General features: G+C 71.5%; 5 protein-coding genes. 3 read left to right on the top strand and 2 right to left on the bottom strand.

All coding sequences use genetic code 11. From position 1 onward, the window contains the following. Positions 1–59: 59 nt before the first annotated feature. A complete protein-coding gene (locus tag OG381_RS11295; protein WP_327715977.1) occupies positions 60–758 on the bottom strand; it encodes a hypothetical protein in 699 nt (232 codons plus the stop codon). Positions 759–886: 128 nt separating this feature from the next. On the opposite strand from OG381_RS11295, the gene OG381_RS11290 reads away from it, so the two are divergent. Further along, on the top strand, positions 887–3,043 hold the full coding sequence (locus OG381_RS11290; protein ID WP_327715976.1) for a UvrD-helicase domain-containing protein: 2,157 nt from the start codon (positions 887–889) through the stop codon (positions 3,041–3,043). A 26-nt stretch (positions 3,044–3,069) separates the two neighbouring features. Here the strand turns inward: OG381_RS11290 and OG381_RS11285 are convergent, their stop codons facing one another. Beyond that, a complete protein-coding gene (locus OG381_RS11285; RefSeq protein ID WP_327715975.1) occupies positions 3,070–4,827 on the bottom strand; it encodes a sigma-70 family RNA polymerase sigma factor in 1,758 nt (585 codons plus the stop codon). 202 nt (positions 4,828–5,029) lie between these two features. Here OG381_RS11285 and OG381_RS11280 point away from each other — a divergent pair, with 202 nt between their 5' ends. Then, positions 5,030–8,023 carry a hypothetical protein gene (locus OG381_RS11280; RefSeq protein ID WP_327715974.1) on the top strand — a complete coding sequence of 998 codons (2,994 nt, stop codon included), beginning with the start codon at positions 5,030–5,032 and terminating at the stop codon, positions 8,021–8,023. An 81-nt stretch (positions 8,024–8,104) separates the two neighbouring features. Beyond that, complete coding sequence (locus OG381_RS11275) at positions 8,105–12,799, top strand: DEAD/DEAH box helicase (protein WP_327715973.1); 4,695 nt, start codon at positions 8,105–8,107, stop codon at positions 12,797–12,799. Positions 12,800–12,808: the final 9 nt, after the last annotated feature.

Raw genomic sequence — 12,808 nt, 5'->3', positions numbered from 1 at the left:
GGTCCGGTCGTAGCGCGTGGCAACGACCTTAGGGCTTCCCGCTGACAGTCAGGGACGCTTCAGCCCTCGTCCAGGCACGCACACCACAGCGCGTAGGCCCGGTCCATCTCGTCCAGTGCCGCCCGGGTGAACCGGGCGTCCATGAAGGCCCTGTCGACGATCCGCTCCGCGAGCGCGACCAAGTGTGCCGCGACGTGCTCCACCCGCTCCCCGCGCACCCGGTCCTGAACCCGCTCCAGGCGTTCCTGACGCTCCCACAGGTCGGCGAGGCTCGCGCCCGGTTCCTCCTCGTCGTCGTACACGGACGGCACGCGGGGCAGCAGGTCGGCGGTGAGGGCGGGGACGGAGTCCAGGGCGGCCGGGTCGTCAGGTCCGCCGTTGCCGAGGATGCGGTTGGCGATCGTGCGGACGGCCTCGGAGCGTTCCACACGCGCCGCCTGGGCCCGCAGGGCGCCGAGCAGTGCCGGGACCTCGGCCCGGGCCCGGCGCCGCAGGGTCTCCGCGAGTGCGGTCGTCAGGTCCTCGCCCAGGTCCGAGGCGTCGTCCAGTACGTCGTTCGCCGCGCCGACCTCCTCGAAGGCGCGCTGCGCGGTGCGGGCCGCCTCGGTGAGCAGGGCGATGTCCTCGGCCGTCGGCTTCACGCCCGCCTTCAGCCGGGCCATGGCCGCGTCCAGAGGGTCACCGGCCAGATCGAAGAGGTCCACGCAGGCGTCTTCCAGGGCGAGTTGGCCGTCCGTATCCGGTTCCAGCAGTGTCATCTCCCCAACAACCCCCGCGCTCGCGATGCCCCTGTACCGTGCGGCAACTCCTGCGACGAATCATGGAGGTTTTCGTGAACTGAGTCAACAGATACTCTGTCGGTCGGTGTTGTCGAAGGGTGGGGAACATGCCGCAGATCGCGATCACCAACACGTTCTGGGAGGGCGTCGACCGGCTGGACAAACCGGCCCGCGCCCGCGTTCACAAGGCGATGGCCAAGTTCCAGCAGTTGACGGTCCCGCAACTCCACGCGGACAAGGGGCTGCACCTGGAGTCGGTGGTCAGCTCGCGTGACCCGCGGATGCGGACCATCCGCGTCGACGACGGGCTGCGGATCGTGCTGCTCGCGCCCGACGACGGCAGCGACGTCTTCGTCTTCGTCCACGTCGTCCCCCACGACAAGGCCTACTCCTGGGCCCGCCGACGGCTCTACACGGTGAACTCCGTGACCCGCTGCCTCGAAGTACGCGACCTGACCGCCATGGAGCAGATCACCCCGCTCTTCGCTCAGGAGGCCGCCGCGGCCCCCCAACTCCTGTTCGCCCCCTGGTCGGACACCGTCCTGCGACACCTCGGCGTCGACGACGTCACCCTGCGCGCCGCACGCACCGTCACGGGCAAGGCGCAGTTGGAGGCGTTCGGGTCGCTGATGCCGGAGGACCAGTACGAGGCGCTGTGGCTGCTCGCCGAGGGCCTCGACCCCGACGACATCTACCGGGACCTCGTCGCCGTACGCCAGAAGACGACCGTCGCCGAGAGCACGGCGGCGAAGGACACCGCCGGGGACGACCTGGCCGCCGCCGTCACCCGCACCCGCAGCCGCATCGCGCTTGTCACCGGCCCCGACGAACTCGCCGACATCCTGACCAAGCCCTTCGCCGCCTGGCGGATCTTCCTCCACCCCACCCAGCGGCGCATCGCCTACCGGCCCGGCTATGCCGGTCCCGCCCAGATCACCGGCGGCCCCGGCACCGGAAAGACGGTCGTCGCCCTGCACCGGGTCAAGCACCTCCTGGACCGGGCACCCGACACGCGCGTTCTCCTCACCACCTACACCGGAGCCCTGGCCCGCTCCCTGCAGAGCAGCCTCGCCCTGCTGCTCGACCACGACCCGGCGCTGCTCGCCCGTGTCGACGTCACCACCGTCGACGCCGTCGCCCACCGCGTCGTACGGCAACTGCGCGGCAACCCGGGGACCGCGCTCGGCGACCGGGACGAGCGCACCCGTTGGCAGCGCGTGGCCCGCCGCCTCGAACTGTCGTGGAACGAGGCGTTCCTGTCCCAGGAGTACCGGCACGTGGTCCTCGCCCAGGACCTGCGGAGCGAGGAGGAGTACCTGGCGTGCGAACGGCGTGGACGCGGCAGCGCGCTCGGGCAGACCCAGCGGCGGCGCGTCTGGCAGGCCGTGACCCTGTTCGAGGACGGCCTGACCCGTGACCGGGCGCACACCTGGCTCCAGGTCTGCGCCGAGGCCACCCGGCTGCTGCGCGACAAGCCGGGTGCGGGACCGGCGTACGACCATGTCGTCGTGGACGAGGCGCAGGACCTGCACCCGGCGCAATGGCGCCTGCTGCGCGTCCTGGCGGCCGAAGGCCCCGACGACCTGTTCGTCACCGGCGACCCGCACCAGCGGATCTACGACGCCCGGGTCTCGCTGCGCTCCCTCGGCATCTCCGTCGCGGGACGCAGCGGACGACTGCGCGTCAACTACCGCTCCACCGAGGAGATCCTGCGCTGGGCCCGCGGCCTGCTCGACAGCGAACCCGTCGCCGACCTGACCGGCGACGCCCCCGACACCCTCACCGGATACCGCTCCCTGCTGCACGGCGCACAGCCCGTGTGCGAGGGGCACGGGAGTGAGAAGGAGGAGGCCGACGCGGTCGTGCGCCGAGTGCGCGACTGGATGGATGCCGGGGTCGCGCCCTCGGACATCGCCGTCTGCGCCCGCTTCAACACCCTCGCGGGCAAGCTCGGCGACCGCCTCGCCGCGGCCGGCATCCCCGTGGTGCGGGTGCGGGACGGGGAACCGGAGAGCGCGGTCGGGGTACGGGTGTCGACGCTGCACAGCATGAAGGGCCTGGAGTACCGGTGCGTCGCCGTCGCCGGGGTCACCCGCTCCGCCTTCCCGTTCGCGCCGGCCGTCACCCCGGCCGAGGTGGACCGCATCCAGCACACCACCGACCTGGCCGCCGAGCGATGCCTGCTGTTCGTCGCCTGCACGAGGGCGCGGGAGGCGCTGTATGTGTCGTACAGCGGTCGGGCCAGTGAGTTCCTCGCGGCGTGATGCCGAGTGTGGGCTCCGGCACCGCCTCAGTCCGGAGCCCCATGGATCTTGCCGACTCCCGTGCGTTGGCGACGGACAGTCGTGATCTCGCGCCCGTCGTGCACCACTCGGAACCACTCGTCCGCCACCAGGACGGTGACGGTTTTCGCGTGCCACTGCAGGCCCACGTGGATCGTCTGATGGCCGACCACGATGATCCCGGGCTGGTAGACCTTTCGATGCACACAGGGGGCGTCGGAAGCGAACTCGGTGGGAGGCACGGCCACGTCGCTGGGATGCCCGTCCACGTCGCTCGGTACGGCGCGCGACGGGTCGCTGACCGGACGGGCGGCGCGGATGCGGTTCTCGTCGAACTGCCCCCGCAGCTTGCCCATGGCCTTGGACTCGATCTGGCGGATCCGTTCCCGGGTGCGGTTCAGCTCCGCTCCGATTGCGTCGAGGGTGAGCTCGGGGCCGTCGTCGAGTCCGAGCCGGAGGGTCATCACCTGGCGCTCTCTTTCAGAGAGGCAGCTGAACAGATCACGGACTTCTTCCGGGGACAGGTCACCGTAGTAGAAGTCTGGTTCGGTCCAGTGCGGTCCGTGAATGCTCCGGTCCGCTTCCTCGTGCAAGGCGTCGTCACCGACGGACTCGGTCAGGTCTTCCAGGGGGAGTGTTCGGCGGACCCGGGCCAGTAGAACGTGCGCCTCGTCAACGGTGACACCCGCGCGGGCGGCCACCGTGGGGAGAGCGTCGGTGGGTGACTCGTGCCCCAACTCCCGTGCCGCCTTCCGTAGCGCGGCCAGGGTTCCGTACGCGTGGACGGGGATCCGAATCGTGCGGCCTTTGTCCGCCAGGGCCCTTGTGATCGCCTGTCGGATCCACGGGACGGCATACGTCGAGAACTTGTGCCCCTTGAGGTGGTCGAACTTCTCGATCGCGTGCAGCAGACCGAGGTTGCCCTCCTGGATCAGATCCATGAGGTCCAGCCCGCGGCCTGTGTACCAGGTGGCCATGCTGACCACCAGCCGGAGGTTCGCCTGGGCGAAGTCCGTGAACGCCAGTTCCCCGAGCCGGACCAGCTGTTCCAGCTCACGCCGCAGCTTAGGAGCGATCTTCCGGCCAGCCTCGTCCAACTTCTCGCGAGCCAGCAGTCCCGCCTCGATGGCCTGGGCCAGTTCCGTCTCCTGTTGCCGGGAGAGCAGCGGGAACCTGCTGATCTCCTTGCGGTAGTGCGTGAAAGAGTCGCCCACGGCCTGACGTGGGGAAGCGTCCTCCTCCGGGGACTCGGCGACGGGCTCGGGGCGGGGGCGTGGCAAAGGCGGCACGGTGAGTGCGGTGGTAGGACCGGCGGGCGTCTCGTACGGCTTCTCGGCCCGCAGGGGCGGCCGGGACGCGGAGGGAACGCCGGGACCGAGCGCTTGCACGGTCAACGCGGAAAGGTCCAGCCTGCTGTCCTGCTGCAGCTCAAGGGTGAAGCACGGTGGTCGGTGTGGTTCCGGCTCCGGCCCCGCCGGAACGCTGCGTTCATCCTGGGTGTCGCGCAACGGCTCGGCCGTCGTGGGAAGCTCTGGCGCGGCCGGGGCCGCCGAACCGCCTCCCAGACCGAACGCGGCCACCGCGGCCGGAGGCAGTGCGACCCCCTCCGCCATCACCCGGCCCAGCACCTCGGCCACCACCGCGGTATCCACGCCGACCAGCAGTCCCCGCAAGGCCACCGGGGTCAGGGCTCGCTGTGGCCCCGCGGCAGTCACCAGCGCCTCATGCAGCACGGCCGGCGTCCCGGCCTCGGTTTCCGTCGTCATCAGCGTGCCCCCATGTGCCGTACTGCGGTGCGACGAGCCTCTCGCATTGCACCACCCACCACTGACAATCAGTCACGCCCCGGGGAGAACGCACCGTTCACCTGCGGATTCCCCATGCTCCTTATGTGAAGGAATGGTAGAACGTACAACGATGGTCGGTCCCGGGCGAGATCGGTACGTCCGAGACGGGGAGGGGCGGGGCATGCTGGTCGATCCCACGCAGTTGCTGGACGACTGCGAGCGGGCCTGGCGCGAGGCGGGGGAGCCGTCTGCCGGCGCGGTTGAGCCGGTCGCTGCCGTACGGACCGCGCTCGTCCTGGAAGCGCTGGTGGCGTACCGGCTGCTCGCGGACCACTCCGACCTCCCGCGCGACACGGTCTTCGCACGCTGGCCCGCCTGCGCGGTCCACACCGTGGCGCTGGCCGACGGCCCGGAACTCCCGCGCCTGGTAGCTAAAGCCCGCGCGCGCGTGCTCGCGGCGCGCCCCGACCTGGGGTCACACGGAGCCGCCCCGGAGAGCGCCGACGAATGGAGTCGCGCCGCGCAGGAGGCCGCCCGCTCGCTGGGCTGGACATGGCGCGTGCCGACCGCGGCGGACGGTTCGGTCACCCCGTCCCGCGGCGCTACCTCCGCTCCCGAGGTCCGTCTCGGGCCCGGCGCGGGCAGCGTGCTCCTGACCCTGCCAGGCGAGCCAGACGCGGGGGACTGGCAACTGTCCGCCGACGGTGAGGTTTTCGCGGCCCTGCCGCCCTACTGGGTATTGCCGGGCCCCGTGCGCCGTGTCGAGGCGACAGACCCGACGGGAACCACTCATGTCTCGGCGATCGTGGACCCGGACAACGCCCTGCTGGCCTTCGGCGTCGACGGTCACCGCATCCCCCCGGACGAGCCCCTGCCCGCCGCCGAGATCTGCCTTCTCCACGCCGGCACCCTGCAGACCGAGGGCGCCGACCCCGGCATCGTGGAACTGCCCACCCCGTACGGCTGGAACGGCTGGACGCTGAGCAGGGTGTCACTGACCGGGGTGACGCGGGTGCGGGCCGCCGCCGCGGTTCCGGAAAACTGGCTGGACGTAGCCGCCGGACGGCCGCTCGGGTGGGAGGGCGGTGCGACGCTGCCCTGGATCGAGGGCGACGACGGGGCACCCGTGTGGCACCGCCCGCCCGCTCTCCGGCTTCCGCGGCGCGCCGGTGAGCCGGACGCGCGACTCTGGCAGGCCGAAGTGCGCCGCCGCGGCCACGAGGAGCCTCTCGCCCGTCAGACCGGTGCTCCCGGGGAGCTCCTCGATCCCTGGAAGGACGTACCCCGCCCGCTTCTGGGACCGTATGAGATTCTCGTCCACCGCGTCGGCTCCCGGCGCAGGCGCCGACTGGCGGCCTTCCTCGCCGAGGGCATCACAGCCGAACCGACCGCTGAGTGGCGTCTGCTTGCCCCGCACGGAGGCCTGGCCCCCGCTCGGCTGACTCTCGGCGCCGGCGGACCGGTCACCGCCTCCGAGCGCGTCGTCGCGTTCTCCCCGTACGAGATCACCAAGGGGCTGGTGCTGGGCGACGGGATCCGTCAGTTCACCGTCGAGATGTGCATTCCGCACTCCGAGGTCCGCCTCGAACTCGGCGGTCACCCCCTGACCTGGTCCATCCGGCCGCTCGACATCGACGCAGCTGACCTGGCTGGCGAGAGCGCCCTGACCGTCCGCCTGCCGGAACAGGCGGTGGCGGTGACACCCTTGCTGGCACTGGTCGTCGAAGGGACGACCCTGCTCACGCTGCGTCCAGAACGCCGCACTCGCACGCGCAGAGGAGACCTCCGGTACTCACTGGCGGCCCTGGCGGACACTGTGCGCGACTGCGCGAAAGCCGAGATACGGCTGCTGGTCGCGGGGGAGAGCGTCCATGTCGCGACCGTGCGCACCCAGCCCATCGCGGAAAACGTCGTACCCGACGGCGGCGGACTGCTGCTGCGGGGGCTGAGCCACCCGGGCGAACTGACCGCCCGCCTGTACGCCGTCTTCGCCCCGTGGGAACAGCCGTTGACGGCCACCGTCGACCAGAGCGGCCGTATCCCGCTGCCAGCGGCCTGGCGGTCGCTCGGCCCCCTGATCGTGCACCTGAAGGCGGGCGCCCCCACACCCACAGCTCCCGGATGGCTCCACCTGCGCGATCGCGACACCCTCGTGCTGCGCCGCTCCCCGTGGACCTCCGCCGCCGGCCGCGGATCCGGCGCCAGGATCTCGGAGTACCTGGCTGGGCGCGGCGCGCTGCCGCGCGACACCGACGCGATCCCCTACCAGTGGATCGTGGCCGCCCGCGGACCCGACCTGCAGGCATGCGGAGCCAGAGAGACGGCACCGGCGGAATGCCGCAGCGCCCTCGCGGACGCCGGGCCCACCGCCCTCACGGGAGCGGCCGACAGCGCACTGCGCTCCGGCGAACTCGCCTCCGTGCTCGCGGGCAGCGGTCTCGCCGCCCTGCGGGTACGGGAGGTGGCGGACCCTGCCACCGTACGTCGCGTCTGGCGGCAGGCTCCTTTGTGTGCGCTACTGCTCACGGCCCCGTTGCTGCCGTATCTCTCCGGTCACCCCGCTTATGACGTCGGCGAGCTCTACCCGGAGGAGACGGAACTCCTCGGCGAGGTCGGCCAGTTTCTGGGCGACGCCAGCGCGGCGTTGCTGGCCGGGCAGGCGGATCCGAGCGGCGCTGTCGGCCGGTTCGACGCCCAGACCCGTGCCCTCGACCAGCTCCCCGAACTCCAGCAGCAGGCCGTGTGGCGCAGCGCCCGTGTCGTCCCTCGGGGCCTTCTGGACCCCGACACCCGTGCCGACGCCGCCTGGCAGGCGTTCCGTGCCCGCAAGGACCTCCAGTACCACGCCACGCGTGAGGAGTTCTCCGAAGCACTCGACGCCGTATCAATCTTCCTGGACGACGGACACCCCGACCTGGCCCAGGCCTTCCGCGGACGGGACCCAGGCCGGTTGCACGGGCCGGGCGAAGCCTGGATGCGGTTCCCTCACCTGTCTCTGGGATGCGCGCTGATCGCGAGGCTCGCCGCCGCCGGTGACGCCCGTGCCGCCGGCCTGGAACGGGGACTTCGCCACCTGTGGACGCCCGTCGCCTCCCACGCACCGGATCTCACCGCCGTCGACATCGCCCTCGCGGAATGCCTGGTCACCGCGGAGGCCGTGCACAGCACCGGCTGACCACCGATTCCCGTCCAGCCCGTACCGCAGCGTTACCGCCCCACCGCTCGTCCGAAGCCGACCGTCACATCGGAGCCCCCCGTGCACAGCCTCGACCCGCTCGCCACCTCCCGCATGATCAGCGACACCTACCGCCGCTACCTGCGTTCCCTGCTGCCCCTGCGCGAGCCCCGCCTGGCCGAGGCCCTCGCCCATGCCATCGACACCAGCCCGCTGCTCACCAAGGGGCCGCTGCTGGAGGCCACCCCCGCCTACGCGCCGGGCGCCACCCTGAACGAGCTCGTCGCAGAGGGGGTACTCGACCCAGCGTTCCGGCAGCTGACCGGCCCTGCGCTGCCCGCCGATCGTCCCCTGTACCGGCATCAGGAACAGGCGCTGCGCAAGGCCGTCGCCGGACGCAACCTCGTCGTGGCCACCGGCACCGGCTCCGGTAAGACCGAGAGCTTCCTCCTGCCCGTCCTCAACGCCCTTGCCGCCGAACACGCCCGCGGCACCCTCGGACCTGGCATCCGCGCCCTGCTGCTCTACCCGATGAACGCCCTGGCCAACGACCAGATGAAGCGACTGCGCCGACTGCTGGCCGACGCCCCCCACATCACCTTCGGCCGCTACACCGGCGACACCAAGGACGATCCGCAGCGCGCCGCCGACACCTTCGAGCAGCTCAACCCCGGCGAACCGCGCCTGCCCAACGAACTGCTCAGCCGACGCGAGATGCGCGCCACACCGCCCCACATCCTGCTCACCAACTACGCCATGCTGGAGTACCTGCTGCTCCGCCCCCAGGACATGGACCTCTTCGAGGGAGAGCAGGCCGGTTCCTGGCGGTTCGTCGTCGTCGACGAGGCCCATGTCTACGACGGAGCGCGCGGCGCGGAACTCGCCATGCTGCTGCGCCGCTTGAAGGACCGTGTGGGGCAGGGGCGGGAGATCCAGGCCATCGCCACCAGTGCAACCGTCGGCGCGGAGGAGAACCCGGCCGCCGTCACCGCCTTCGCCCAGGCCCTCTTCGACGTCCCCTTCCGCTGGGACGCGAGCGATCCGGCCGCCCAGGACCTGGTCACCGCGACCCGGGTCGCCACACCCGACGGCCCGCACTGGGGGCCGCTGGCGACCACCGAGTACCTGCGCCTGGCCACGACCGCCGACCCGGAGCCGGAGATCGTGTCGGCAGCGCGCATGCACGGCCTGCCCGCCGGCACGACCGCGGCCACCGCCCTCGCAGCCGAGGCCGGAACCGCAGCTCTGCGCCGGGCCCTCGCCGACGGACCCCGGCCCGTGAACGAGATCGCCCGCGACGTCTTCCCCGGTGACCCCGTCGGACCCGCGGCGGTCACCGCGCTCATCCAACTCGCCAGCCAGGTGACCGACACCGACGGCGCTCCCGTGCTCTCCGCCCGCTACCACCTCTTCGCACGCGCCACGGAAGGCGCCTTCACCTGCCTCGACCCGGCAGGTCTCCACCTCGACCTGGCCCGCCACGAGACCTGCGCGCGGTGTGCCCGCCCCTCCTTCGAGCTGGGCGCCTGCCGCCGCTGCGGTGCCGTACACCTGCACGGCACCTTCACCGGCAAGGGGGCACAAGCCCGCCTCACACACCGCAAATCTCCCGACAGCCCCCACACCTGGCTGCTCCTCGACGGGGACGGCTCGGACACCGGTGCCGACGAGGACGACGAGACACTCGGCGACAGCGCCAAGGGCGGCCTCAAGGAACGCAGACTGTGCACCCGCTGCGCGGCCGTGCACCCCGCGGCCACGGCATCCTGCACCGCTCCCGGATGCAATGGCACCGAACTGCGCCGCGTCCACCAGCTCGACACCCACGAGGGCACCCCGGCCGCATGCCTCGCCTGCGGAGCGCGCGGTCACGGCATGATCCGCCTGTTCGAGGCGGGTAACGAGGCTTCGGCCGCCGTCCTCAGCACCGCCCTCTACCAGGCGCTGCCGCCGGCGACCGACGGCCCGGCCGCCGCACTGCCCGGACAGGGCCGCAAGCTGCTGTTCTTCAGCGACAGCCGACAGGCCGCCGCGTACTTCGCGCCCTACCTGGAGGACTCCTACACCCGCATCCAGCACCGGCGCCTGATCACCCAGGCCGTCCGGCAGGGCTGCCCCGACCCCGACGAGCCCCTGCACATCGACGACCTCGTCGCCCACACCATCCGCGCCGCCGACCGCGCCGGAGTCTTCCGCCGCAACGACTCCCGCCAGGCCAAGCAGCGCGAAGTGGCCCTGTGGGTGATGCAGGAAGTGCTCAGCCTCGACGACCGCCAGTCACTCGAAGGCCTCGGCCTGCTCCGGATCGACATCGACCGCGAGCCGTTCTGGCAACCGCCCGCCGCCCTCACCTCACTCGGCCTCACGGACGACGAGGCATGGCTGCTGCTGCAGGAACTCCTGCGCACCCTGCGCAACCAGGGCGCGCTCACCATGCCTGAGGACGTCGACGCGGGCGACGAGGCGTTCGCCCCACGCAAGGGGCCCATCTGGGTTCGCTCCCAGGGCTCTGAGGCCAAGCGCAGGGTGATCAGCTGGCTGCCCAGCGCCGCGAGCGCCTCGAACCGGCGCGTCGACTACCTCGTACGCGTACTCGACGTCCTCGGCCACCAGGGCGAACGACGGGCCACCGCCCTCGATGTCCTGAACCGCCTGTGGACCGACCTCACGACAGGTCACCTCGCCAACTGGCTGCCGTCCGAAAGCCAACCGGGGATCGGCGTCGTCCGCCGACTCGACCACGCCTGGCTGCGGGTGCGGCCGGTGACGGCGGACAGCGGTCCGCTGTACGTCTGCGACCGCTGCCGCCGTATCACCGCGCTGTCCGTGCGCGGTGTGTGCCCGACGCTGCGCTGTACAGGACGCCTGGAGGACTTCAATCCGTCGCCCGAGACGGACGAGCACCTGCGGCGCCTCTACCTGACGTTCGACCCCGTTCCCCTGCGCGCCCAGGAGCACACCGCGCAGTGGACCGGGGAGAAGGCCGCCGAGATCCAGGGGGAGTTCGTCCGAGGGCAGGTCAACGCCCTGTCCTGCTCCACCACCTTCGAACTCGGCGTCGACGTCGGTGAACTCCAGGCCGTCGTCCTGCGCAACATGCCGCCCTCCACCGCCAACTACGTCCAGCGCGCCGGCCGCGCCGGCCGCCGCGCCGACTCGGCTGCGCTGGTCCTCACCTACGCGCAGCGGCGGCCCCACGACCTCGCCCGGTTCGCGGAGCCCGAGCGGATGATCGCCGGGGAGGTACGGGCCCCGATCGTCCCCGTCGACAACGTCCGGATCGACCGCCGCCACGCCCACTCCATCGCGCTCGCCGCCTTCCTCCGTGCCATGAAGGACGAGCGGGGCCGGATCTGGCGCAAGGCGGGAGAGTTCTTCCTTCCCGACGACACCACCGGCGAGATCGCCGCCCACACGGTGCGCGACTGGCTGACCCCCGTCCCGGAGAGCGTCATGGCCTCCCTGCGCAGGGTTCTCCCCAACAAGGTGCAGAAGGAGATCGGCCTCGACTCCGGCGACTGGGTCGTTGAACTGGACCGTCTCCTGCGGGCCGCACAGCAGATCCTCGACCAGGACGTCACCTCGTACAGCGAACGCCGCGACCAGGCCGCCGCCGCCCGCAAGTACCGGCAGGCGGAGATGTACGAGAAGGTCATCCGCAACCTTACCCAACGCGAACTGCTCGGCGTTCTCGCCAACCGCAACGTGCTGCCCAAGTACGGCTTCCCTGTGGACACCGTCGAACTGCGCATCCCCCAGGAGGGCGGCGCCGTCTCGGGGCAACTCGAACTCACCCGCGACCTGAGCGCCGCCGTCCACGAGTACGCCCCGGGGGCCGAGATCGTGGCGGGCGGCCATCTGTGGGCGTCCGCCGGCGTCTATCGGCTGCCGGACCGCGAACTGGTCAGCCGCCACTACGCCGTGTGCGCGGCCTGCGGCCGCTATCGGGAGGCCACCGCACTCGTGGACCCCGTCTGCGCCGCCTGCAGCACCCAGTCCGCGGCCGCGCAACGCCGCTACGTCGAACCGGTCTACGGTTTCGTCGCCGCGCGTGGCCCACAGCGCCGCCCGGGGCAGACCCCGCCACGACGGTCCTGGTACGGCGACGTCCACATGTCCACCGACACTGCCGACCTCCAGGAAGGCGCGACCACCTTCGTCTCCGGCCACACCACGCCCTGGTCGGCGGGCACCCGGGGAGAGATGGTGGTTGTCTCCGAGGGACCGGCCGGCGCCGGATACCAGATCTGCGACTGGTGCGGCTGGGGCCGTCCGAACGCCCAGGCCGGATCTCCGCGCGGCGGCCACCCGCACCTGCTGAAGGACACCCAGTGCACGGGCCCCCTCCGTGTCGTCTCCCTCGCTCATCGGTACCAGACCGACTTCCTCCAGATCCATCTGGACCCGCTCACAGCCTTGACCGCCACCGCGGCCCGTCTGCGTTCCGGCCTGTACGCGCTGCTCGAAGGCGCCGCGGCGCACCTGGAGATCAGTCGCGATGACATCGACGGCACGGTTCACACCGGCACCGACGGCATGCCGTCCCTGCTGCTCTTCGACACCACTCCGGGGGGCGCGGGCAATGCCGTGTCCATGGGCGAGCGGCTCGAACCGGTTGTCTCTGCCGCGCTTGCCCGGGTGGCGGCCTGCGAGTGCGGCCCGGAGAGCAGCTGCTACGCGTGCCTGCGGAACTTCCGCAACGAGCGCTTCCACGAGCTGCTGAGCCGCCGCGAGGCCATCGCACTCCTCGATGCCCTGACTGGCAATGTGAGCTGAGGGGATGAG

Source organism: Streptomyces sp. NBC_00490, from assembly GCF_036013645.1.
Classification (GTDB): Bacteria; Actinomycetota; Actinomycetes; order Streptomycetales; family Streptomycetaceae; genus Streptomyces; species Streptomyces canus_F.
The sequence above is the reverse complement of the archived record's forward strand: the minus strand, read 5'-3'. Positions and strand labels throughout refer to the sequence as shown.

Coding starts and splice junctions, on each gene's coding strand:
- OG381_RS11295 (WP_327715977.1), bottom strand. CDS start 758: ATGACACTGCTGGAACCGGATACGGACGGCCAACTCGCCCTGGAAGAC.
- OG381_RS11290 (WP_327715976.1), top strand. CDS start 887: ATGCCGCAGATCGCGATCACCAACACGTTCTGGGAGGGCGTCGACCGG.
- OG381_RS11285 (WP_327715975.1), bottom strand. CDS start 4,827: ATGACGACGGAAACCGAGGCCGGGACGCCGGCCGTGCTGCATGAGGCG.
- OG381_RS11280 (WP_327715974.1), top strand. CDS start 5,030: ATGCTGGTCGATCCCACGCAGTTGCTGGACGACTGCGAGCGGGCCTGG.